Annotated in this window: 27 protein-coding genes; 13 read left to right on the top strand and 14 right to left on the bottom strand. The window is 50.2% G+C overall.

The features are described from left to right. The first annotated feature begins 182 nt into the window (after positions 1-182). Complete coding sequence (locus MCON_RS15935) at positions 183-326, top strand: hypothetical protein (RefSeq protein WP_157863630.1); 144 nt, start codon at positions 183-185, stop codon at positions 324-326. A gap of 9 nt (positions 327-335) precedes the next feature. Beyond that, positions 336-1217 (top strand): SDH family Clp fold serine proteinase, encoded by an 882-nt coding sequence (locus MCON_RS02160; RefSeq protein WP_013718407.1) that lies wholly within the window; start codon positions 336-338, stop codon positions 1215-1217. A 37-nt stretch (positions 1218-1254) separates the two neighbouring features. On the opposite strand, the gene MCON_RS02165 is transcribed toward MCON_RS02160, so the two are convergent. From MCON_RS02165 to cfbC, 3 genes are all read right to left on the bottom strand, one after another. Then, a complete protein-coding gene (locus MCON_RS02165; protein ID WP_048131704.1) occupies positions 1255-1659 on the bottom strand; it encodes a pyridoxamine 5'-phosphate oxidase family protein in 405 nt (134 codons plus the stop codon). A gap of 92 nt (positions 1660-1751) precedes the next feature. Continuing rightward, positions 1752-3152, bottom strand: a complete 1401-nt coding sequence (cfbB, locus tag MCON_RS02170) for a Ni-sirohydrochlorin a,c-diamide synthase (protein WP_013718409.1) — start codon at positions 3150-3152, stop codon at positions 1752-1754. A 52-nt stretch (positions 3153-3204) separates the two neighbouring features. Continuing rightward, positions 3205-4020: a Ni-sirohydrochlorin a,c-diamide reductive cyclase ATP-dependent reductase subunit gene (gene cfbC, locus MCON_RS02175; RefSeq protein WP_013718410.1), complete on the bottom strand. Its 816-nt coding sequence runs from the start codon at positions 4018-4020 to the stop codon at positions 3205-3207. 66 nt (positions 4021-4086) lie between these two features. On the opposite strand from cfbC, the gene MCON_RS02180 reads away from it, so the two are divergent. After that, a complete protein-coding gene (locus tag MCON_RS02180; protein WP_162144987.1) occupies positions 4087-7011 on the top strand; it encodes an S-layer protein domain-containing protein in 2925 nt (974 codons plus the stop codon). 51 nt (positions 7012-7062) lie between these two features. Here MCON_RS02180 and MCON_RS02185 read toward each other — a convergent pair whose 3' ends face one another. Then, a complete protein-coding gene (locus MCON_RS02185) occupies positions 7063-7590 on the bottom strand; it encodes an imidazoleglycerol-phosphate dehydratase (RefSeq protein ID WP_013718412.1) in 528 nt (175 codons plus the stop codon). Positions 7591-7746: 156 nt separating this feature from the next. Between MCON_RS02185 and MCON_RS02190 the strand changes: the two genes are divergently transcribed. Then, complete coding sequence (locus MCON_RS02190) at positions 7747-8298, top strand: GNAT family N-acetyltransferase (protein ID WP_013718413.1); 552 nt, start codon at positions 7747-7749, stop codon at positions 8296-8298. 29 nt (positions 8299-8327) lie between these two features. Here the strand turns inward: MCON_RS02190 and MCON_RS02195 are convergent, their stop codons facing one another. The 3 genes from MCON_RS02195 to MCON_RS15035 are packed head-to-tail and all read right to left on the bottom strand — an operon-like array spanning position 8328 to position 9827. Then, positions 8328-8840, bottom strand: coding sequence for a GNAT family N-acetyltransferase (locus tag MCON_RS02195; RefSeq protein ID WP_013718414.1), 513 nt, complete (start codon positions 8838-8840; stop codon positions 8328-8330). Continuing rightward, positions 8828-9439, bottom strand: coding sequence for a GNAT family N-acetyltransferase (locus MCON_RS02200; RefSeq protein WP_269798828.1), 612 nt, complete (start codon positions 9437-9439; stop codon positions 8828-8830). The genes MCON_RS02195 and MCON_RS02200 overlap by 13 nt, the downstream gene beginning before the upstream one ends. Before the next feature lie 49 nt (positions 9440-9488). Beyond that, positions 9489-9827, bottom strand: a complete 339-nt coding sequence (locus MCON_RS15035; RefSeq protein ID WP_157863631.1) for a methyltransferase family protein — start codon at positions 9825-9827, stop codon at positions 9489-9491. A 52-nt stretch (positions 9828-9879) separates the two neighbouring features. Between MCON_RS15035 and MCON_RS15940 the strand changes: the two genes are divergently transcribed. Then, complete coding sequence (locus MCON_RS15940; RefSeq protein WP_157863632.1) at positions 9880-10230, top strand: hypothetical protein; 351 nt, start codon at positions 9880-9882, stop codon at positions 10228-10230. Between the two features lie 44 nt (positions 10231-10274). On the opposite strand, the gene MCON_RS02215 is transcribed toward MCON_RS15940, so the two are convergent. The 6 genes from MCON_RS02215 to MCON_RS02240 form a co-directional block, all read right to left on the bottom strand. Beyond that, the gene (locus MCON_RS02215; RefSeq protein ID WP_013718417.1) at positions 10275-10658 is read right to left on the bottom strand and encodes a DJ-1/PfpI family protein; all 384 of its coding nucleotides are present in this window, start codon (positions 10656-10658) and stop codon (positions 10275-10277) included. Between the two features lie 36 nt (positions 10659-10694). Beyond that, complete coding sequence (locus MCON_RS02220; protein WP_013718418.1) at positions 10695-11027, bottom strand: DMT family transporter; 333 nt, start codon at positions 11025-11027, stop codon at positions 10695-10697. Positions 11028-11057: 30 nt separating this feature from the next. Beyond that, entirely contained in the window at positions 11058-11696 is a 639-nt protein-coding gene (locus MCON_RS02225; RefSeq protein WP_013718419.1) for a class I SAM-dependent DNA methyltransferase, read from the bottom strand. Positions 11697-11856: 160 nt separating this feature from the next. Continuing rightward, on the bottom strand, positions 11857-12636 hold the full coding sequence (locus tag MCON_RS02230) for an alpha/beta fold hydrolase (protein ID WP_013718420.1): 780 nt from the start codon (positions 12634-12636) through the stop codon (positions 11857-11859). 24 nt (positions 12637-12660) lie between these two features. Then, positions 12661-13863: a M28 family peptidase gene (locus tag MCON_RS02235; RefSeq protein WP_013718421.1), complete on the bottom strand. Its 1203-nt coding sequence runs from the start codon at positions 13861-13863 to the stop codon at positions 12661-12663. Positions 13864-14282: 419 nt separating this feature from the next. Beyond that, a complete protein-coding gene (locus MCON_RS02240; protein WP_013718422.1) occupies positions 14283-15032 on the bottom strand; it encodes an SDR family NAD(P)-dependent oxidoreductase in 750 nt (249 codons plus the stop codon). Positions 15033-15095: 63 nt separating this feature from the next. On the opposite strand from MCON_RS02240, the gene MCON_RS02245 reads away from it, so the two are divergent. The 4 genes from MCON_RS02245 to MCON_RS02260 are packed head-to-tail and all read left to right on the top strand — an operon-like array spanning position 15096 to position 17127. Further along, a complete protein-coding gene (locus MCON_RS02245; RefSeq protein ID WP_013718423.1) occupies positions 15096-15317 on the top strand; it encodes a hypothetical protein in 222 nt (73 codons plus the stop codon). A gap of 59 nt (positions 15318-15376) precedes the next feature. Further along, positions 15377-15895, top strand: coding sequence for a hypothetical protein (locus tag MCON_RS02250; RefSeq protein WP_013718424.1), 519 nt, complete (start codon positions 15377-15379; stop codon positions 15893-15895). Continuing rightward, on the top strand, positions 15895-16137 hold the full coding sequence (locus MCON_RS02255; protein ID WP_013718425.1) for a hypothetical protein: 243 nt from the start codon (positions 15895-15897) through the stop codon (positions 16135-16137). Before MCON_RS02250 ends, MCON_RS02255 begins: the two co-directional genes overlap by 1 nt. Before the next feature lie 6 nt (positions 16138-16143). Further along, positions 16144-17127 (top strand): bifunctional methionine sulfoxide reductase B/A protein, encoded by a 984-nt coding sequence (locus MCON_RS02260; RefSeq protein WP_013718426.1) that lies wholly within the window; start codon positions 16144-16146, stop codon positions 17125-17127. Between the two features lie 339 nt (positions 17128-17466). On the opposite strand, the gene MCON_RS15945 is transcribed toward MCON_RS02260, so the two are convergent. Continuing rightward, positions 17467-17622, bottom strand: coding sequence for a hypothetical protein (locus tag MCON_RS15945; protein ID WP_157863633.1), 156 nt, complete (start codon positions 17620-17622; stop codon positions 17467-17469). Between the two features lie 397 nt (positions 17623-18019). Here MCON_RS15945 and MCON_RS02265 point away from each other — a divergent pair, with 397 nt between their 5' ends. The 4 genes from MCON_RS02265 (at position 18020) to MCON_RS02280 (ending at position 21788) form a co-directional block, all read left to right on the top strand. Next, positions 18020-18250, top strand: coding sequence for a DUF1328 family protein (locus MCON_RS02265; protein WP_013718427.1), 231 nt, complete (start codon positions 18020-18022; stop codon positions 18248-18250). Between the two features lie 177 nt (positions 18251-18427). Then, positions 18428-18688 carry a hypothetical protein gene (locus tag MCON_RS02270; protein ID WP_048131708.1) on the top strand — a complete coding sequence of 87 codons (261 nt, stop codon included), beginning with the start codon at positions 18428-18430 and terminating at the stop codon, positions 18686-18688. Positions 18689-19344: 656 nt separating this feature from the next. Continuing rightward, a complete protein-coding gene (locus MCON_RS02275; protein ID WP_013718429.1) occupies positions 19345-21282 on the top strand; it encodes a tetratricopeptide repeat protein in 1938 nt (645 codons plus the stop codon). A 2-nt stretch (positions 21283-21284) separates the two neighbouring features. Then, positions 21285-21788, top strand: a complete 504-nt coding sequence (locus MCON_RS02280; protein ID WP_013718430.1) for a DUF6125 family protein — start codon at positions 21285-21287, stop codon at positions 21786-21788. The last annotated feature ends 37 nt before the right edge of the window (positions 21789-21825 follow it).

Here is a 21825-nt window from a genome sequence, read left to right on the forward strand (position 1 = left end):
TTTACCCATACAAAATAGCGAGGAGCCCCTATTATAGAGCCATCTACAAGCATCAAGATTCTCTGCTAACTTTAGCTGAGTGATCTTGCTCGGGAATATGGGGTACTTGTAGCTGATCATCAAACGAATACATATATGCATACCTAATATTTATATCATTTGAAGGCGGCGTGAAAGTGATCATGGCAAAAGACTCCGCATTCATCCTGTTGCGACTGGGTCGCAACTCCCCCGGACTCACCGTCCGGGAGACCACCCTGAAGGATGGGGACTTCCCGCTTCGTCCTTCGCAATCCTACAAGTTAAATACGATCCAGTCCAATTGATCCTTGATAATGATGGATCCGACTTTAGCTCAGACTGGCACGGATGCTTTTAGCAGCCTGCTCAGTAACGCCTGGATAATAATATTCATTCTCCTTTTTCTGGTGCCGATGCTCCAGAGGAACTATCTTCAGGCGGAAAGAAAGCGCGTCTTGGCCAGGTTGGGCAAAGCCAGAGGCAGCCAGGTCATAACCCTCATCCACCGCCAGGAGACGATCAGCTTCCTTGGCATTCCTCTCGCCCGGTACATAGATATCGAGGACAGCGAGAAGGTCTTAAGGGCTATCCGCCGGGCGCAGAAGGATATACCCATAGACATCATCCTTCATACTCCGGGAGGACTGGCTCTGGCCGCCACCCAGATTGCGATGGCTCTGAAATCCCATCCTGCCAAAAAAACGGTAATTGTGCCCCATTATGCCATGAGCGGCGGAACGCTGATCGCCTTTGCCGCCGATCAGATCATCATGGACCAACATGCCGCCCTCGGGCCGGTCGATCCGCAATTGGGCGATGCCCAGGGTGCTTACCCCGCCACATCCCTCCTGGCGGTGGCTGAGAAGAAGAAGATCGATGAGATGGATGATAAGACTCTGGTGTATGTGGAGGAGGCCAGAAAGGCTCTGGCCCAGATGAGAGAGCTCTTGCAGAAGATCCTGGAGGGCAAATGCAGTGATTCCTCTAAGCTGGATGTGATCATAAATGAGTTCGTATCCGGAAAATATACCCACGACCATCCCTTCATGGCCGAGGACGCAAAAGCCTTGCTGGGGGATTGCGTGCAGACCGATGTGCCAGAGGAAGTATACTCCCTAATGGAGCTTTACCGCATGGAAATGGGCAGAAGCCGGCCAGGGGTGGAGTACGTGCCACTGGTGAGAGATCGGAAGTAAAAAAGTACAATGATGGACGGGGGATAGTCCATCATTTTCAAGCTATCTGCTTTCCTGCAGCCGGTCCCCACATAGCGTTGTAGATCTCAGTGACCTTGACCATGGCGCAGGCCTTGGCTGGGAGCTTGTTGTTGACTCCGTGCACCCAGGATTTCATGGCCTCATAGTCCACTCCCTCCTTGGAGACTGTGACAGTGCCCTTGATCTGGAAGGACTTCTTGGTCTCGCCATTATAGCACAGGACTGATATCTTGGGATTCTCCTCCAGGTTCTGAGCGGTCTTGTAGAAGAAGTTGTCCGCAATCATCAGCGTCTCATCATCTATGATCTTGAGCAGTCCCACAAATACCACATTCGGGACTCCCGATTTGCTCGCAGTGGCAATAGGAACCGGCTTTTGCTTCTCCAGGGTTTCTTTCACATCGGCTGGCATTTTAACCATGATAATTCACCTTTGTGCTAATAGAAGTCCGCATTCAATAAATACCTGAGCTTCAATATTATATCTCATTTAATTTTTTAATTCATTCTCCATCATTGCCGCTTATCCCGGCAGGCAGAGAGGAAGCTGGCCGGAAATCCTCGAAAGGATGCGCTGTGAATATGCGAATAGCTGGCCACCAGGTTTCCTATATGAATGCCATCCAAACCATCTGCAATTCCCGTGCCACGCTCCAGCCGAATGGCATACTCCACCCTTGCCTTCGGATCGATCAGCATCTCCGAATGATGGAACTCATGGCCCATGATGTACTCGCCCGCCCTTCCCAGAGGCGAGGCTTGGGCCAGATGACCGTGCACATAGCTAACTGTACGCCTGGCCCCCCTTCTGGCTTTTCCTGGAATAAGGCCCGCCATCTCCCTGCGTTCTCCATCCCACTCGATCTCCCTGCCCAGGTACATCAGCCCGCCGCACTCCCCAAAAATGGGGATATCCTTTTCGTGCGCCTTTTGGATCGAGCTCTTGAAACTCTGGTTTTCGGACAGCTCGCGAGCATAAATCTCTGGATACCCCCCGCCTATGTAGATCCCGTCTACCTCTGGCAGAGAAGCGTCATGCACCGGGCTGAAGGGGACTATCCTCGCTCCAGCCAGCTCCATCAGCTCCAGGTTGTCGCGGTAATAGAAGTTGAAGGCCTCGTCCTGAGCGACGCCTATGGAGAGATCCTTGCCGGAATCGTTTTTCAGATAAAGGTCTGGTTCTACCTCGGGCAAGGGCTCGGCTTCGCGGGCTATCTCCCTGATTCTATCCAGATCCAGGCCTTCCTCCACGATCTGCCGGATGCGGTCCACCCTCTCCTTGAAGCCCTCGTGGCGGGTCTTCCCCTCCATAACCGGCACCAGGCCCAGATGGCGCATGGCCAGGTGCATATCCTCATTGCGCCGGATAGTGCCCACCACCTCCACCTTTGCATAGCGTTCGATCTCCCTAGTCGCCTTGTCCGCATGCCTTGCAGAGCCTACTTTGTTCAGTATCACCCCCCGGAACTGAACGGCAGGATCGTAGTCCATATACCCCTTGACCAGGGCAGCACAGCTGCGGGTGATGCTGCGCGCGTCCACCACGAAGATGACCGGCACTCGGAGCATCTTGGCAATCTGAGCGGTCGAGCCGAGATCGCCCTCATATCCCTCGTAAAGGCCACGCACCCCCTCGATCACCGCCACATCCGCCCCCTGCGCAGCATGGGCATAGATCTCGCGGACGGCAGCTTCGTTCATCAGATAGCCATCCAGATTGCGGCAGCTTCGGCCTGTGATCCAGGTATGATAGCTGGGATCGATATAGTCCATGGCCACCTTGAAGGGTTGAACCTTCAGATTCCGGCCCCGCAAGGCGGAGAGCAAGCCCGCTACTATGGTCGTCTTGCCGCTGGAGCTTCTGTCCCCTGCTAAGAGGATACGGGGACAGTCTGCCCTCATTTTTATGCCCATCTCAAGCCACTCTCCCTTGCTTTTGCTTCTCGCTTTCTTTTGCTTCTTCTTTTCACTCCTCAGAGCCCAGATCGCGGGAGAGCTCTCTCAGCCTCTCATCGCTAAGAGGTTCAGGGATCCTGGCCTCTCCGCCGGACATGATCTCCCTTGCCAGGGCCCGGTAGACAGCGGCGATCTTCGAATCGGGCGCGCCCTCGATCACAGTCACCGTCCTCCTCTCGCACTGCTGGACTATCGGCTCCTTGGGAATGAAGGCCACCATCCGGCTGTTCAGCTCCTGGGCAAACTGGTTGACTATCTCGCGCTCTCTTTCTCCAGCTGCCTCGCGAGAGTTGCATATCACCCCTGCAAGAGGGGTATTCAATCGCAGGAGGCCTTTGCTGATATTGTTCGCCGCATAAAGGGGCATGTACTCCCCTGAGGTTATGATGTAGGCCTGGCTCACCAGCCCTTTCCTGATGGGAGCGGAGAATCCCCCGCAGACGATGTCCCCTGGCACATCATAGAGCACCAGATCCACCTCCTCCATCGCTTTTGATACCTTCCGCAAAAAATCAATGGCAACGATTATGCCCCGTCCCGCGCATCCCACGCCTGGCTCGGGCCCGCCCACCTCAATGCACCTGACTCCTCTGAAGCCCTGATGGACCACATCCTCCTCTTTGAACTCTCCTCCCTTGAGGATGAGGTCCATCATCGTGGGAATTCTCCTTCCTATGAGGGTGATGCTTGAGTCGCTCTTCGGATCGCAGCCCACCATTAAAACCTTGTGGCCTTCCTCGGCACAGGCAGCAGCGATGTTCGAGGCAGTGCACGACTTGCCGATACCGCCTTTGCCATATATCGCAACGTGTTTAATAGATGACATCTTACTCCGGTTGGTTTGTGGTTTGCCATAGGATATACAGCTTATCCAGGACAGGTTCACAGAGAGGTGAATGAAATAAAAAAGATCTGTTTCATAGTTGCGCTTCTGGCTGCAGCAATAAGTATCAGCCTTTTTTGCGGTGCATGGGCACAGGACGCAGCAGAGTTTGCTACCGTTCGAGGCAATCTCAGCTACGGCGATGGAACTTGGCGAGCGAACGACTTCGGCTGGTTCTATTATGATCTGGATGAGGACGCAGGTGGAGAAGAGCTCCAGGTAAAAGATGTGGTTGGAAGAACAGCGAAAAAAGGCGATATCACCTATCTCTCCAGGCCATGGTCGAAGCATTTTGATTATGCTCCCTGGGGGTCCTATGAGGTTTTAGCGCTATTTGGCAAGCTCTATCTGGCCAGCTATCCTGATAGTTCTTTTACCGATGAGGTCAGCTCCCTGGCCAAAGGAGAGCTTAGGGAGATATTAAGAGACGAGGATACCGAATATACTCTGACCTATAATACGACTCTTCCTCTCGCTCAGGGCTATTCCCTGACCTTGGGCGGGATCTCTGAGAAGAACGACGTTGTGAATTTCGCTCTCTATAAAAATGAAAAGCGCGTCTACGACTCAGTGGTGAGCATTGGCGAGGACTTCGTCTATAAAATGGGTGATGTACCTGTCATCCTGGTCCATCTGGCCAATGCCATGGGCAGCGAAGACGGTGGATTTGCCGAGGTGAACGGCATCTTCCAGACCAGTGACAGTCCCATCGCCAAGCTCGTCGAGGGAGGAATCCTGGGAAATATGAAGCTTGAAGATCTATCCGAGGAGGGTCTGGAATTTCGAAATGCCGTTGATATAAACCTTAAGAGAGACTCATCGGTATTTTTAACCCAGTATCTGCTTTTGGTCGTCCTCGATCAGCCTACGCTTATATATTATCCTGTGGGCATAATCTTCGAATACGGGATCCAAGAGATAAGAGGACCAGCATTCAGTGCCAGCACTCAAATCCCAGTGAAGCTGGGAGATTATGATTCTTCTGTCACCGCCAGATGGAAATCATTGAATTACAGCGGATTTTATTTTGATCCAGAGGATATGCTGGGGGATGAGACCCTGGTTCTCTATTCCGTCCAGGACAGGAGGGTATCTCCGCCATCCAATCCTGTTGTGTATGAAGAGAATAATACTGCATTTCAGAAGGGCTTCCAGTATACCACGCTCCTTGAGCCCAAGGAATTTGAGTTCAAGCCCTGGGGATACTATTTAGTTATAAATTTCCTGGGGATGCAATGGTTTGCAGGATACGACAGCAGCCTGGCGGGCACAAAAGCCTCAAAGAGCTTGCTGGAGAAGGAGTATCTGGGCAGAGTGCTCATCGATGAAGAGTACCAGGGTGTCGCATTTGTTGGCAACTATTCTCTGCAGGAAGGCTATGAAATCCGTATTCGCGACCTGGAAAACGATAGCATTTTCCTGGAGCTTCTGAAGGATGGAGCATCGATTGAAGGCTCTGTGGTAAGATCCAACTCCACCTATATCTATGAGAAAGATCTGGGCGATGTCGACGACCTGCCGATCATAATGGTACACGTAGACAATGTTTTCAACAACATATCCAAGGGTTTTGCCACCATCGATGCCATCTTCCAGATATCTGATCAATTTATCATTCATGTGGAGGAGGGCAATGGCATTGGAGAGATGCAGATTGTGAACGTCGATCCACGTGGCATATGGATGGTCAACGATGACTATATCAATTTGAACCGCGACTCGACCGTCTCCTTGGCTCCAATGATGAATATCCGGGTGGCAGACAACGATACCCTGCGGTACTATCTTTATACTCAAGAATATATCGTGCCATCTCCAAGCCCTCCAACCATAATTGTGCCAGACAATGTGACCTCAAAGACCCCGGCTAGCTTCACCATGATTGAGCAGGCGGCAGAGATAAGAGAGGTCACTGTGGAGATTGTAGACTCCTCAAACCGGACGGTCTTTTCCAGAGATATCACAAACTTCGGCCAGGGATCGGGCGAGTTCTGGATGTATAACTGGGTTTGGAATGCTACAACCCTTCAGCTCAGCGACGATAATGGCCGGATTATGGACGTGGGGGAAAATCTGGTGCCAGCATTGCTGCGCTTGAATCAGTCCTCTCCAGAAGAGCAGGTGGGGGTATACTTCAATTCCGCTGGGAGGATCGGCAGGATACTGAAAAGCGATTCAATCTACTATGTGTCCAGAAGCGAGTATGAGAAGCTGAACGTCACCTCAGATTACGATTCAATGCTGGCCAATGAGACCATCAGGAGGAATTTTATCAAGATCGAGCTCGATCTGAGCACTCTGAGGTTCCAGGATATTGTTAACGGCAGACTGGACCCCAGCGCCAAAAATCATACCTTGCATGGTACGATTGACTCTCTTGAGCCTCATGTGAGAGTGGCAGGAGCAGAACCCGGCCGGTATGAGCTGAGGGTGAGGATAGAGAATGCTGTCAATGCTATTCAGACAATGGGCGATTTCTTCAATGTCTCTCGCGCCCCCATGCGCGGCATATCCCTGGGCTCAGCAGAAATTTCTGCGGGTGAGACTGCCTCCATTCCAGTCGAGATTCCTTCATCCTCTGTGGAAAGATGGATCAATTTGACATACGATTCAAACAATGCTCAGGCTCTGGGCATCTCGGGCAATTGCAGCCCCTCCTGGCAGCTTGAGGAAGCCAAGGATTTGATGAGAATCACCTTCCCTGCCAACTGCAGCAAGGCGGAATTGAGCTTTAAAGCGATTGAGCCGAATGAGATAATCGATATCAATGTAACTGGATGGAGCGGTTTTGAGCCGGAGGATATCACCAACGGCACCATAACCGTTCTTGCTGGAGAAGGTGCTGCGGATAAAGCCAAGAAGAGCAATGGTCCTGGTTATGCCACATTTCTTCTGGCTATTGCCCTTGCTTTCTATCTGAGGAGCAAGAGCTAGGCAAGATACCAGGGCAGGCCTCCCTGGTTATTCTTTTTCTGCAATTCGATATTATTTTTCAGAGTCTTTCCAGGCCCTTCTGATCGCTCTGCCTAACGCGGTGCTCATGGCCTCGATCTTGCTCATATCATCCCCACCTTCAGCGCTGATGACCAGGGTGAAACCTCCATTGTAAGCCAGAGCGCGTAGGAAGTGTCCGAAGTTCTCCAGAGTCATGCCTCCTGCGCTCTCGCTCTTAAAGCTGAACTCGCCCCGGTATCCGGTCTCGCCGAAACGAACTGCGGCCACTGCCAGGGCAGTGCTCGAAGGCACAGTTGAGCTGCCAATGCCGCTTTTTTTTGCCTGAGCAATCGCCTTTCCCAGGGTGATTCCCGTGTCCTCAATGGTGTGGTGGTCGCCGGTAACAGAATCTCCCCTGGCCTTGATCCTCAGATCGAAATTAGCTCCTTTCCCCAAAGAGGTCAAGATCATGTCCAAAAGCTCAATTTCCGTTTCGACATCTATCCTGCCTGAGCCTTCCGTCTCCAGGACTACATCGATGCATGTCTCTTTCGTCTCTCTCCTACTCAACTGCAGCATGACACTCCTCTCTCCCCTTAAAACTTAAGCTCGTCGATCCGGAGGATGAAGACCCAAAAGTCGTGCAAAAGGAGTTCGTTTGAGAAAGAGATTCAAGAATAGGTTTTTAATCGATATCATCTTAGCTCTTCCTCTTGCCAGAGTAGAGGCGAAAATATGAACAGATCTAACGAACTGGAAACCACACGCTTTGCCCTTCGCGAGATAGGCGCAGCCGATTTAGAAACGCTGCACAGCTATTGGTCAGACGATGTGGTAACAAAATATATGAACGTATCTTTCAAAAATATCGAAGAGACCAAACAGATGGTTGATTTGCTAAATAGCCTGCCGGAGAGGGGTGAAGGTAGGCGTTGGGCCATTGTTGATAAAAAAAGTGGAGTTGTTCAGGGCAGCTGTGGTTACCATAACGTTAAAGCAGAGCACCGGCGCGCTGAAATTGGCTATGAATTGGGCAGGCGATATTGGGGACAGGGTGCCATACAGGAAGTGATGAAAGCTGTTATTAACCATTGTTTTGAAGAGCGAGGATTCAACCGAATCGAGGCCTTTGTAACAGTGGGAAACAACAGGTCTCTTAATACCCTCAAGAGACTGGGCTTTAGGCCAGAGGGGCTTTTAAGAGAATATGAATTTACTCAGGGAAGCTTCCATGACCAGGTGGTTTTTGCCCTGCTGAGAAGAGACTGGAAGTATTTCTCGAAATGAGCGATTGATGGCAGAGTCTTGAGGTCTTATCATTCTATACCTGCCACGGCGCTCCGCCGTTCCACCAATATCACATCTCGCCAGTTTCCAGCAAAATCGCCGTAGGTCGTCTTTCCAATCCTTTCACGCCTTCCAACCTCCTTGAAGCCGTGCTTTTTCAAGAGGCTTAGGCTTTGCGTATTCTCGGGGAAAATGCCCCCTTGCAGAGTCCATAGCCCAGCCTCTTCGGTTGAGCTTATGATTGCCTTCAGCAGGGTTGAACCTATGCCTTTACCTCTATGCTTGGCCGCCACGTAAATGCTTAGCTCCGCAACACCGGAGTAGATACAGCGGGTGGAGACGGGACTGAGTGCTGCCCATGCAATAACACTATCGCCATATCTGACCACTAATCGGTGCTCCCGCAAGTGGGCGCAGTTCCATTTATCCCAATCGAGAGCATCTGCCTCAAAGGTGGAATTGCCGGTGATGATGCCTTCCAGGTAGATCGAACGGACTTGCTCCCAGTCTTCCGGTTTCATGATGTTTATCAGGTGTTCCATACTCTTGTCTCCTCATAACATCGGCGTTTCTCCATGAACACGAGCCTGACGTTGGGCGACAAATCCTCTTCGTATAACTCCTGATATCCCATTCTTCGGTAGAGCCGGATATTGCTGGTGCTCTTCGTGCTCGTAAAAAGCTCGAATCTCTCTGCACAGGAAAAGGCCTCCTCTATCCGTTTCATGAGCAGAGTGCCGATCCCTCTTCCCTGATAATCGGGGTGAACGATGAGCCTGCCAACCTGGCAGGTGCCAGAATTCTGGGATGCTCTCACTGAACCGATGATTTTGTCCACACAAACCGCCTTCAGAAAGACCTTGGTCTCATACTCCGACTGGATCTCAGAAAGAGTTTGGGTGAGAGGAGGGATTGTCCAGTCGCCATTCAATTCTGCTTCGCTCTGATATGCCAGCTTCTGCAACGCCAAAACTTCGTTGGCATCGCCAGGGCTTGCTCTATCTATGAATATGACCATGCATTTCTCCCAGCCCCCGCCATGCGTCTGGCAGGCAGTGCGCACCCGGTGGAGCGAATGGCTTGCATCACAATTGCTCATCGCCTCGTCTTGATAGCTCAATGGACTGTGCCTGCTTTTCAAGAATTTCCTTGGAAGCCTCCATTGACGAAGAGACAAGATCTATTATCCCCTATCCCATTAGTTTTGGCAAGAATCGCCCTGTCTTCTTCTGATACTCAATGTACTCCTCTCCGAAAATATCAATCATCATATTCTCCTCATTCTCCACAAGGTATTGCCATATGGGATGCAGGAGCACAGCCCAAAAAATAAAAATGTGACTATTTAGATAGATGGCCAATCCAAAGTCGAATACTGATAAGGATGCGGCGTAGAGGGGGTGGCGGACATACTTGAATGCTCCTGTTGTGCAGAGCTTATTGCCTCTGTCAGCCGCGGGTAACGATTTAAAGCTCCAGACGATGATGGCCAGTGTCATGAGACAGGAGATGAAGAATGCTGAATTCAAAAGAGACTGATTATTCGATAGGGGAGGAAGATCAATTTGCCTGTTGACCCAAATGGCAATGAAAAGAAGTACAAGGCTAATCAACAATCCAACTGGACCAATGCCGAAAATCTTACTGAAGTTCGTGGGCTTCTTTTCCATATTTGGTGTCTCCTCGAAGATGCTATTAGCGACCTTGATCGCGAGTCAGCAGAGTGCTTCTGCGTCCCCTGAAGCGACTGGCTCGATATCTCCTTTGATCCGCCACACATATATGCTCTCCCCCCTTCTTGAAACACTGCTCAGGCCCCATTTCAGCGATAAGGTCGAGGTGATGGTCCAGATTCGGATGGACATGGCGCAGCCGATCGAGGAGACTGCACTTCCGGCGGTCTTCGCACTCACAACATCCATTCAGCAGTGACTACATCGAGTCGGCGGGATTGTTCTGCGATTCATTTGCCGCCTTTACAAATGGCGGCGGCAATCGAGCAAGCCCCCATGAGCAAGGCCCGCGGTGGCGCCGCAAATCGCTGCCACAGGCACTCTGGAGTCGAGGAACACGCGGGCAACTTCGATTGCCTCACGGTTCTTGCCCTCATCCCAGGCGATGCCGCCAGGCAGTATTAGCATGGCGCTGTCCCTTTGCGAAAGCTCATCAAGAGCCAGGTCGGGCTGAATGCGAATCCCACCCGTGCTCACCACCGGCGCTCTTGTTATCGCCACGCTCCGGATCCGGTAGATTCCCGATTTTTTCTGAAACTGAGGATTGTTTATCCCCGCTATCGCATAGCTTGCTTCCCAATCAGATAGATTGTCGAATACGAAGAGATGTACTTCTTGCGGTCTCATTTATGATCCCCATTTCAAGCCTCTGAAGGTTCTGCTTTAGTGCATCACACTTTTTGAGTACAGGTTTATTATCATGACACCTATAATTATCAATGCAATTCCAAGAAGAGCTGGGATATCCAATGATTGCTTATAATATAAATAGCCTATAACCGAAATTAATGAGACACCTACACCGGACCATATTGCATACACGACGCCAATATTTATGTTATCCTTTAGGGTTAAGGAAAGAAAGAAAAAGGCTACTGCATAGCCTGCAACGACTATTATCGATGGAACGATTTTTGTAAACCCGTCTGATGCTTTTAACGCAGATGTCCCGATAACTTCCCCGATTATTGCCAGGAACAAGAATAGCCACTGCATCCTGTGATATCCTCCCGCCTATCTTGGTATTCAATCGGATCTCTTCCGGCCGATCATGAGAAATATGGAGAACCGCCTCATCTCTCCAGTAATGCTCGGCTTTGCCATTTCTGCTGCATTAATACTATGAACATCATCAAATCCCACTTTCAAGAAATCCTCTTGCAGAGCCGCCCGATCAAATCCGAAATGAAACACGCCCGTGTTATCCTCATGAAATTGGCCGCCATCCAGGTCCAGATCGGAAATGCACAGATAGCTGCCTGGGGCTATGACCTCATAAAGCTGAGCCAGAAGGGGCCCTATCTCCTTTATATGGTGAAGGGTCATATTGCTCACAACGAGATCGTAATTGCCCCTCAAAGGATCGCCCTTATCCAGATCGACAAGCACGGTGCTGACGTTATCCACCTTTTGTTTGGCGATCTTCTCATTGAATATGTCGAGCATCCCCTTCGAGCTGTCGACCCCTGTGACTGAACGGACAATTGGTTGCAGCCGGAGAGCCAGCAGCCCAGTGCCGCAGCCGAAGTCCATGACATCCATGTCATCCGTCAGGTCGATCTGTTCTGATATCGCACGGACGATGTCATCCGCCAGCTTGGACCTTGCTGGATTTTCGTCCCATTTGGCTGCCTCTTTATCGAAGTCCCGCTTTTCAGCGCTCATTGTGTTCTCTTCCTCGCATGCCGACAATTTAGGCATTGCGGCATGTGAACGCATGGCATCTCGCAGTACTTTGGTCATATCCGTCTTTCTTTGCTCTTATGAAATACTGCAAGAGGCAGATCATGTAGGCTCAAGCGCTTGATTGGGTTTCGCTTTGCCTTTAACGAGGCTGTGTGAGGAAATCATCTGCCGCAATGGCGAAGATATCGGGCGAATCCTTGTGAACCTCATGGCCTGCAAACGGAATATTGAGCAGTCCCGAGCCTTTGACAAGGCTGCGCAGTTCGCCCGCCTCTCTCAAAGAGAGCAGCTCGTCGTCATCACCACGAACAATCAGCAGAGGGCATTTGATAATCTGAACCGCTTCTCCTGGATAGCCGGTTGGCCCTAAGTCCGTCCATAGTCCCACAACCTTTTTCACCAGGGCATTGAAATCAGGATTGGGATTTACTTTTTCATAGTACCTCACGGAATCGGGAAACATCTCCATCCACATATCAGCGGTCAGACCAGCCAGCATAGAGAATGAGGGATCATCTTCTTTGAGGCGCCACTGGGCGCCTAATGTAACGAGCTTTTGTACCTTCGAGTTCTCCTCCGCGGCCATCCGATAGCCGACGATGCCGCCATCACTAAATCCGATGATTGAAACAGAAGAGATGTTCAGGTAAGTCAATACAGCTTCGACATCCGACTGATATCGTGCGTAGCTCAATCTCGCCGATCCTGTTGTGGACCTTCCGTGTCCACGAAGGTCGATACCGATAAAGCTAAATTGCGATGGAAGTCTTTCGAGAATGCCATTGAAGTCAATTATAGAACCAAGGCCACCATGAAGCAGCAAAAGAGGCTGGCCATTTGGATTTCCTGCAGTCTCAAAGTAGATACGGGCATCTTCAATCTGCAAATGCTGTCCATTCAAGTGATTAAAGCATTTCATTTCTGATTCCTTTCCAATCCCTTCTTAAATCGATCTCACTAATGCGTTCAGTGACTCTGCAACCTCAACCAGCTTATAGCAGTCAATGAGATCAGGCGTATCCAGGGAGGTGTGGGTCACAGTCTTCATCAGGTCGGCCATACGCTCAGACGTGAAGGCCATGGATGGAACCTGATTCTGCGCGAAAATCATATGATCTCCATTAAACCATTGCTCGCCAGACGCTAGGCTATTGAATCGCAAAAAGACATCTTCAGCCTTCTTCTCAAGCGAAAGAGGGCATTCGTAGAATGAGTATGCTGTTCTCCCAATTTTATAGCCAACATCATCGATGTTAATGGCAAGCATGATTTTGGGCATTTCAGTTCCGTATCGCTTCAGATAATCCATCTGGCCGCCCGCACTATAGTGGTCTTCGCCATTTAAAGCGACGATTTCAATGCAGTTCTCTCCACGATAGTCAGATAGCATCTGCGCACAAAGGAGCAATACGATTATGCCAGATGCGTTGTCTGAAGCACCGGGGGAGCCTTCGTATGCATCGATGTGTGCAGTGATAACAACCTTTCTCGGTGCATTGGAGTTTAGCCGGGCAATTATGTTTGTAGCCCTCGATGAAATCCGGATGGCATCGATCTTAAGCCGAAATAGACCATGCGTTATCGCCAGGATGTCTCCCACGATATCCTTACAGTAAACGCTTGGGATATCGAAATCTCCGTCGACGATTAGCGGAAATGGGTATAACGCCCCAGCCTGTTCCGGTTTTTTCTCGGTAGCGGTGATTATTCCCGCTGGCTTGCGGCTCTCCAAAAGGGCAATTATCTTTTGGTGATGCTCTGGATTGTAGAAGACGAAATTCTTCGGCATCAACTGCTCTTTGCATATTGCGCCCTTAATCAGCAGAATTTTTCCCTCGCAGTCGATGTTTTCCAGCTCTTCTATCGTTGAGACGGCGATCAGTTCCGCCAGGGCATCGCAGCCCATTGTATAGGGACTTGCATAGACCTCGTAAGCTTCTTCCTGGGACAATATTGCGCCATTACATATATGGTCCAGGCACTCAAAAGGAGTGGCATCAACTTCATATCCATAGGCACGGACGGTATTTGCAAAGAAATCCGTTGCGTCACGATTTCCCAATGATCCCGTCCGCCTATTCGGTTTCACATTGCATAAGAAATCGAGGTAGAACCGAGCTTTTGCAGTATAATTATCCTTGTTCATTTTATTTTCTCCCAGATCAATCCGTTCCTTCTATTGCCGTCTCAAACGACTTCAATGGTCTAATGGACGCTTAAATGGAAACGACGGTTTCGCAAGGAGAGGTTAACGCCTCATAGGGAACGCAGATTCCCAACATCTATATCCGTTGCCAGACACACGCCCTGCGAAACGCTTGTTTTTTTTATTCACCGCTTAGCTACATAGATCGCAGAGTGCCCTACCCTTCGAGGATGGCGAAAGAGCGTTTCTTGAACACTCCGGAGAACTGAGATGAGACTGGCTTAAGGCTATTTCAAGTCGATCTGAGCACTGCGAAGATAATCATACAGGTAATCATACAGGGGGGGATAATTCACCCTCTGCTTGAAGGTACCTCTTGATACCATATGCTCATGAGAGACAGCCCAATCAAAGCCACTTCATTGCGCCGTATAGCCGCCGTCCACGGGATAGAATCCCCCGGTCGAGAATGTGCTTTGGTCAGAGAGCAGGAATGCTACCAAATAGGCCACTTCTCTCCGCTCTGCTAGCCGGCCCATTGGGTGCGATGCAGCGAATTGAGTGAGGATTTCTTTGGGCGTTTCACGCATTTTTGGAGTGTCAACATAACCGGGCCCAACAGCATTTATCCTCAGGCCCTTGTCTGCGAACTCGAGCGCGGCCGAGCGGGTCAGGCCAATGACGCCGTGCTTGGCAGCCGTGTAGGGAGCGAGCCCGGCCAGACCAACAACGCCATTCCCGGAAGACATGTTCACAATGGCCCCTCCACCGCTGCTGAGAATTGCCGGAATCTCGTATTTGAGACAAAAGAACACCCCTGTAAGATCCGTCTCTATTACATCGTGCCAATCACAAATGTCATAATCGGGGATTGTGATGCCTCCAGGTCCTGTAATACCTGCATTATTGACGGCGAGGTGCAATGCACCGAAGCGTTCCAGAGTAGTGTCGATCAGGTTCTTGACAGAGCGGGGATCTCTAACATCTGTCTTACATACATAGACGCGCTTGCCGGTAGGGTCAAGTCCGTCACTCACCACTCGTGCCTGCTCTTCATGACGGGCGGCAATCACTACCCTGGCACCTCGTTTAAATAACTCCTCGGCTATAGTCTCCCCCAAGCCGGTTGACCCACCGGTCACTATTGCTACTTTGCCGTCGAACTCCATCGTTCCACCTTAAACCAAATTCTAGTGTATCAGTTCCAAAATAGCATAGCAGCATTTAATGCTATGTACTGCCCAAGACCGGAAAAGAAGAGATGGTCTCCCGAGGAACAGCTCCTGCAGCTGGACGCTGGATGCCGGTGGTCTGGCGATGCTGATTTCAATGGTGCTAAGAATATAGCTTTCTTGGGCCGCTATGTAGACCGGCCTGGAGGCTCGGAAGGACTTCCAAGTATCAAGGCAGTCCTTTCAGGGCTACTGAAAGCTCCGATCTTTAGGCCGGAGTAGTTTACATTCGCTCCGCGCATTCCTTGTGCTTATCTCCTCTGAAACGAGAGATGTATCGCATGGAATTCGAACTGCATCCTGCGATCATCATCGAGAGCAGAGCCTTTGCAATACTAGTGGCTCCATTGCAGATGCTGATCGAGTCCCTCAACGATCATCTGGGCATCGACAGGTATCAGGTCCTCTACATCTGCGGAAACTACTCTCGCGTCCTGAGCAGACTGGATCGCAGGTTTAGAGATCTGGAGGTAAGAAGGGCATTTACCGTCTTCCAGCTGCTAACCGTCCTGGAGGAGAGCCACCACACCTTGATGATCCTGGAGCATGATCCCCTGCTTTACGAGGGGGCTGGAGAGATGGTGGAGTATGCATCTATGGCCATGAGAGAGGCAGCGAAGGGCAGCATTTTGCTTCTCTATTCCCCCACCTCCGATCCTTATTTAGAGAAGATGATGACTTATGCCGACAGAGTATTCTGCTTCGCCGAGGGGCCTTGTGCTGCGCCACGGCTTTCTGCAAAGAATAATCGAAAAACGCAAGCCAGTTCCACTGGCCAGACCACCCTGGAGAGCTTCTGATGGGCCGAAGCTTTGAGAGCGTAAGAATGGGGGTAAACGACCTATCTCTTCGCTGGTCCAAGGCCGGTCGAGCTTTAAAGAAGGAGGATCAGTCCTATGCAAAAGAGCTTGCCGACATGGCAAAAAAGCACTCAAGCGAGGCATTCTACGCTCTGGACGATCCTCTGGAGGCGGCGGTATTCTCAGTGCTGATCGAGCTGCTGAAAGATAGAGAAATCTATAAGCAGGATCCCGTAAAATAAGTGCTTATGAGAAGAGAGGATTCCCTGAAAGATTCCCAAACGAATTCCAAAAAGAAACTGACGCCGCTGCAGTTTCATGTCACCCAGCAGTGCGGCACCGAACCTCCCTTTCAAAATGAATTCTGGAATAATAAACGACCCGGCATCTACGTAGATGTGCTCTCAGGAGAACCCCTGTTCAGTTCGAAAGATAAGTTCGACTCCGGTACCGGCTGGCCGAGCTTCACAAAGCCCCTGAAGGAGGATCGCATCATTGAGAACGTCGACACCAGCTATAATATGAGGCGGGTTGAGGTTCGCAGCAAAGACGCAGATTCCCATCTGGGCCATGTGTTCGATGATGGTCCTGGGCCGACAGGATTGCGTTATTGCATCAACTCCGCATCCCTCCGCTTTATACCGGCTGAGGATCTGGAACGGGAGGGCTACGGAGAGTATCTCAGCCTCTTCCGGGAGGATGAGGCTCGATCTGGGCATATGGAGAGTCCCGGGAAGGACGATCCAGACTATGAGCTGGCCACATTTGCCGCAGGCTGCTTCTGGGGGGTGGAAGCTCGCTTTCAGCAGGTTCGCGGGGTGCTGGAAACAAAAGTGGGATATACCGGAGGGACTGCTCCCGATCCGTCCTACGCACAGGTTTGCACAGGAACTACTGGCCACGCTGAGGCCGTGCAGATAAAGTACGATCCGAAGGTCGTATCCTACAGGGAGTTGCTCTCCATATTCTGGCGGATGCATGATCCCACCACGCCCAACCGTCAGGGTCCTGATATCGGCACTCAATACCGCTCTGCAATATTCTACCATAATGAGGAGCAAAGAATAGCAGCAGAGGAATCCCGGGAAGAGTATGATCGATCTGGAGCCATTGCAAGAAAAGCAGTCACCCAGATCGTTCCTGCATCAGAATTTTTTGAGGCGGAGGAGTATCATCAGGATTATTTCGCAAAGCAGGGGTCAGTACCCTGCCATGTATTCAGAAGAAAATAAGGCCGAGAGGGTAGCCTGCAATTCCCCGATCCCTCTGTTTTTGCGTTTTGAGTGAAAATCATCTTATCTTCATGCCTAAATGGCCGTTGATTTATCCTATCGTCATGCGGCCATGTCTTCGATTTTGATATTTATGTTGCCCATCATTGTGTCTATATGTGCCGTGTTTTCATATATCACACATCAGGGCAAAAATATCACTACCTTCACCATCCGCCCGCCTTGTGATCCAATTTTATAAATGCTGTTTATCAGCGGGTCTGGTACATGCGTCAGCCTGACGGAACCGGATGCATTATAGAACAGCGTTGAGTGCAGAGAAGGAGATGCAAAAAGTTGCTACTCCTCGATTTTAATTCCATGGTTCTCGAAGAACTCTCTTAGCGCCTCTTCTATTACCTGGCTTTGAGCGCGCATGCTGCTTTTGGCTTGAACTGTATAGATCTTCAAGGCTTTTGCTATTGGTTCTGATAATGTCAGAGTAGTCTTTGGCATAATGTTTTTTAAACCGGTTCTTGCACATATATACTTTATGGTATATTGATTTATAGCTCATTATATGAGATGCAAAGGTCTGCCTGAGGCAGATGTCATCTATCATCCCAGAGAATTGATCCGATTCAGGGATTTTGCTTCACTCCAATTCAGGGATTTTGCTCAAGGTCAAAATAGCCATGATGGTATGAGCAATTAAGACAGATTGATCTCATTGTCCACATCCCATCAAGAGCAGAATTATATTTATAATAAATTATATTTTATATTATGTAAATATTGGCTCCAAAAGTCTTAAATTTAAAGAGAGTCATAGGCATTAATAAGCTGCCATCGTCTTGATTGATTAAGCCTTCATCCGGATATATTTTGCGCCGGTCAGGGTTCTTCATCATCGATGACAAGGCAGATAAAGATACTAATGGGAGTGGACAAAATGGTGGATTTATTATATTTGGCAGTGGTATTCTTTGCAATAGCACTGATCCTGGGAGTGCTCGGCTGGCGAGGCGCAGGAATATCTATGGATATCGCTAAATGGCTTGTGATCGCATTCATCATTCTGGCAATATTATCGCTTGTATTTGGGGGCTCAATCAACCTGGCGACATTGCTTCTCGCAGCCTAGACTCTCTGGTTCATCGAATCTATGCCTGTCCGGAGGGGTATGGCCTTACATCCTCTCCGCCAGGCAAAGAAAACTTCATCAGCCCCTCATCATTCTGCATAATTTTTACAGCAATCGACTCGCATAGTCCTGCGAGTATCTGAAAAGCTTATCAACCAAGAGCGAGTGGCAAGAGATATGAGACTCAACAATCAAGCCAAAGTTGGTCTGGCAACTGTCGTCTGCCTGCTCTTGCAGGGATATATCTTCACCTACGTCCTATTTGTGGAGCCTCATCCTTTGGTCTCTATTTTGCCCCTTTTCCCGTACCTCGCTTATGTCTATGCACGGGGAAAGAGAACCTGGTACTTCAATAAGCCCCTCTACTGGATAGGACTAGTTGCGATGGTGACCGTGCTGGATATTCTGCCTTTTGCAGTGGCAGCCAAGCGCTTTTGATACCGCCCAAAAAGCGGGGCTAAACCGGGCGAAAAGCTATTATCCTGAATCAGCCCAAGGGGGCGCTCGTGCACAGAGATATAAGTACCGAGACTATAATCACCATCACAGGCTTTTTAGGGGCTATTTTGCTCCTTTTAGGCGGTGTAGTCTTCAGATAGCACCCGCTATTCATTGAGAAAAATCCAGGACCTGAAACTCACTTCTTGGGCAGGTTGGCTCTTCGCTGAATAATGTGGGTGAGTTAAGTCAGAGAATATGGCCTCTGTTCCTCTGTGTCTCTGTGGTTAGGTCATAGCATAGCGGTTCACCACAGAGGCACCGAGACACAGAGAATTAGCGATTTAAGTTCACCCATACAAAATAGCGAGGAGCCGGCAGGTTTTATAAGCACATCCCAAAACTTTGGACTTTTGTCTCGCCGTAATGTGGGACACCGTTGTATTAAAGTATATTTATAGATTGAAGCGAAGCTCAAATTCAATTGTCAAAAGCGAAGGGTAGATGTAGCATCATTTCAGATTGATATAGCAGGAAATTCGAGGAGGTTAAGTGATATTAGAAGAGCTATAGGTCAATTAATCCCTAAAGGTATAACTCCTCAAGGCATAACCTCCTTTGATATCTGAAGATGCCTTTTACCAGAAGGTGATGATATGAAAGAGGATGGCATTGAAGAGTACGAAAAGGCTCTAAAGACATGCGAAAGGATGCTGACCTTCGAGATGGATATTGCCCAGGAGAGCAATATCTTCAGGAAGATCGGCGATATCTACCTTGAGATATTCAAAAAGAACAACGATCTGCAGAGCTGTGAGCATGCCGTCCAGGCTTATCAAAGGTCGCTTGCCGTCTATACCCAAGAAAACTATCCCCATCATCGCGCCAGGGTAATGAAAAGCCTGGGATATGCCTATGCCGCCCGTTCCGATATTTTTGATCAAGGGGAAAGCCTCAAGCAGGCCATCAATTTTTGGGAGGAATCATTGGCCGTCTATTCCAGATTAAGCTATCCTGGGGATTACGCCATTCTTCAGGATGAGCTGAGCGTCGCCTATCGGAAGCTGGCTGAGCTGGGGGATGGAGTCAATAACAGCAAGATGGCAATCGATGCTGCCAAGAATGCTCTCTCGATCTACAGCCTCAAAGATCATCCCCAGGAGTTCGCGAGGGGAAAAACGAACCTGGGCAGCGCCTATCTGACCCTGGCCCAGTTCGCGGATGAGCCTGAGGATAGAATGGATAGCTGCAAGCAAGCTATTGCCTCCTACCAGGACGCCCTGCAGGTCTATGATCCGGGCCGTTTTCCGGATGAGTTCGCCCTGGTCAAAAACAACCTGGCCATAGCCTATCTGTCCCTGGCTGGGGCAGGGGATGAAAGGGATAAGATAGAGTGCTGCAGGCAGTCTATTCAGTCATGCCGCGACGCTCTTCTCATCCGAAAACGGGAAACACAGCCGCTGGCATACGCAGCATCCCAGAACAATCTGGGAAATGCCTTCCTCGCCCTAGCCGAGGAGGAGGAGAGCCTGGAGAACTGCCAGCTCGCCCTGGAGGCATTCAGGAACGCCTTGGATCTTTACCCTCGGGAGCAGCATCCAAAGCTGTATGCTGCCACTCAAAATTGCATTGGAAACGCTCACTTGGCACTGGCCCAGATTCAGAATCCCGCCGAGAACTTCCTTAAGGCCATTGGTGCTGCTCGCAAGGCCCTGGAGATATTCAATAGAGATAGCAACCCTGAAGAGTATGCAGAATCGCAGGGGATACTCTGGCTTGGCTACCTCACCCTGGCGGATATAGAATACCGGGCTGAAAACTGTCTTTTAGCTCTGGAGGCCTGCCAGGAGAGGCTGGCAGCCTTTTCCCAGGACAAATCTCTGCAATATGCCTCCTGCCAGAAAGACCTGGCCATCACCTACAGCATTCTTGCCGACACGGAGGTCTCTGTCGAGGCCAAAGCAGAGGATTGCAGGAAAGGAGCAGAAGCGGCATTAGAGGCGCTTAGTATCTACAATGAATCTGAGCATCCAATTGAGCATGCTGAGGCACAGCTCCTCCTATGGGCGGCATACTCTGCCCTGGCTGAGGTCGAGGAAAAGGAGGAGAACTGCCGCAAGGCTATTGATGCCTGCCAGGCCGCCGTTCGGATCTATGAAGCATCCCATCCGACAGAGCATGCAGATGCTCTGAAGAGCCTGGGCTACAGCTTTATCACCCTGGCGGAGGTAACAGATAAGGCGGAAAACTGCAGGAGAGCAATCGAAGCATGCTCTGCTTCCCTGGAGCATTACCAAAAAGATGAGGCACCAAGAGAGCATGCTGAGATCTTAAGAGACCTGGCCTTCGCTTATGTCACCATATCTGAGGTGGAGGACAGAGAGGAATGGGTCAAAAGGGCTCTGCGGGCTTATAAGAAGGCCACCAGGATATTCGAGGGGCTTGCCCAGGAGCTTGAGGCAGAAAGAGACCCGGAAGCTGCAGAAATGCGCAACGATGTCCAGAGATGCCGCCGCTCCATGCAATCATGCAAGGGCATACTCAAGGCCAGCAGGAAGAGGAGATCAGAGGATCAGATATTGGAAAGCAGGTAGGCATGAAAGAATTAGCAGAGAGCGATAAGATGGAGTACTTCCGCCGCTCCTATCGGTCAGTGGACGGTCTTTGGTTCATGATGATCGAGAAGAAACGGGGATTTGATGAAGCGCTGGAGCTGGACGAGGCTGTCTGGCAGGTTCTGCCCAAGATCCAGGCCCGGGCAATCAAGTCAATGCTGATGCTGGACTATGGCCTTGATGGGCTGAAGGAGGCGATTGCTGCTCGTCTGGCCCTGGAGGAGTTCGACTACGAGCTGAAAGAAGAGGAGAGCGGATTTGTAGTTGAGATCCGGCGCTGTCCCTGGCATGATATAATGGTCCGGTCAGGCAGAGAATCGCTCTCAGAGAAGGTGAGCGAGGTCATCTGCCAGGCGGAGAACTCTGTCTGGGCGCAGGAGTTCAGTTGCAAGGGCGTCGAGGGGGAAGGTATGGAGATAAGGTTCGAGAGGCAAGAGAGGCTTTGCCAGGGAAGCAACAGATGCAGGTTATGGTTTGGCCGGTAGAATGAGCAAAGACATTCTTGTCCACTCTCGATTGCCG

The sequence above is a fragment of the Methanothrix soehngenii GP6 genome (assembly GCF_000204415.1).
GTDB lineage: Archaea > Halobacteriota > Methanosarcinia > Methanotrichales > Methanotrichaceae > Methanothrix > Methanothrix soehngenii.

Coding starts and splice junctions, on each gene's coding strand:
- MCON_RS02185 (WP_013718412.1), bottom strand. CDS start 7,590: ATGCTGCAGTTGAGTAGGAGAGAGACGAAAGAGACATGCATCGATGTA.
- MCON_RS02255 (WP_013718425.1), top strand. CDS start 15,895: ATGGGCCGAAGCTTTGAGAGCGTAAGAATGGGGGTAAACGACCTATCT.
- MCON_RS02225 (WP_013718419.1), bottom strand. CDS start 11,696: ATGAGCGCTGAAAAGCGGGACTTCGATAAAGAGGCAGCCAAATGGGAC.
- MCON_RS02160 (WP_013718407.1), top strand. CDS start 336: ATGATGGATCCGACTTTAGCTCAGACTGGCACGGATGCTTTTAGCAGC.
- MCON_RS02275 (WP_013718429.1), top strand. CDS start 19,345: ATGAAAGAGGATGGCATTGAAGAGTACGAAAAGGCTCTAAAGACATGC.
- MCON_RS02190 (WP_013718413.1), top strand. CDS start 7,747: ATGAACAGATCTAACGAACTGGAAACCACACGCTTTGCCCTTCGCGAG.
- MCON_RS02240 (WP_013718422.1), bottom strand. CDS start 15,032: ATGGAGTTCGACGGCAAAGTAGCAATAGTGACCGGTGGGTCAACCGGC.
- MCON_RS02245 (WP_013718423.1), top strand. CDS start 15,096: ATGTACTGCCCAAGACCGGAAAAGAAGAGATGGTCTCCCGAGGAACAG.
- MCON_RS02220 (WP_013718418.1), bottom strand. CDS start 11,027: ATGCAGTGGCTATTCTTGTTCCTGGCAATAATCGGGGAAGTTATCGGG.
- MCON_RS02280 (WP_013718430.1), top strand. CDS start 21,285: ATGAAAGAATTAGCAGAGAGCGATAAGATGGAGTACTTCCGCCGCTCC.
- cfbB (WP_013718409.1), bottom strand. CDS start 3,152: ATGGGCATAAAAATGAGGGCAGACTGTCCCCGTATCCTCTTAGCAGGG.
- cfbC (WP_013718410.1), bottom strand. CDS start 4,020: ATGTCATCTATTAAACACGTTGCGATATATGGCAAAGGCGGTATCGGC.
- MCON_RS02230 (WP_013718420.1), bottom strand. CDS start 12,636: ATGAAATGCTTTAATCACTTGAATGGACAGCATTTGCAGATTGAAGAT.
- MCON_RS15945 (WP_157863633.1), bottom strand. CDS start 17,622: ATGCCAAAGACTACTCTGACATTATCAGAACCAATAGCAAAAGCCTTG.
- MCON_RS02270 (WP_048131708.1), top strand. CDS start 18,428: ATGAGACTCAACAATCAAGCCAAAGTTGGTCTGGCAACTGTCGTCTGC.
- MCON_RS02165 (WP_048131704.1), bottom strand. CDS start 1,659: ATGGTTAAAATGCCAGCCGATGTGAAAGAAACCCTGGAGAAGCAAAAG.
- MCON_RS15940 (WP_157863632.1), top strand. CDS start 9,880: ATGGCAATGAAAAGAAGTACAAGGCTAATCAACAATCCAACTGGACCA.
- MCON_RS02215 (WP_013718417.1), bottom strand. CDS start 10,658: ATGAGACCGCAAGAAGTACATCTCTTCGTATTCGACAATCTATCTGAT.
- MCON_RS02195 (WP_013718414.1), bottom strand. CDS start 8,840: ATGGAACACCTGATAAACATCATGAAACCGGAAGACTGGGAGCAAGTC.
- MCON_RS02260 (WP_013718426.1), top strand. CDS start 16,144: ATGAGAAGAGAGGATTCCCTGAAAGATTCCCAAACGAATTCCAAAAAG.
- MCON_RS02235 (WP_013718421.1), bottom strand. CDS start 13,863: ATGAACAAGGATAATTATACTGCAAAAGCTCGGTTCTACCTCGATTTC.
- MCON_RS02265 (WP_013718427.1), top strand. CDS start 18,020: ATGACAAGGCAGATAAAGATACTAATGGGAGTGGACAAAATGGTGGAT.
- MCON_RS15935 (WP_157863630.1), top strand. CDS start 183: ATGGCAAAAGACTCCGCATTCATCCTGTTGCGACTGGGTCGCAACTCC.
- MCON_RS02250 (WP_013718424.1), top strand. CDS start 15,377: ATGGAATTCGAACTGCATCCTGCGATCATCATCGAGAGCAGAGCCTTT.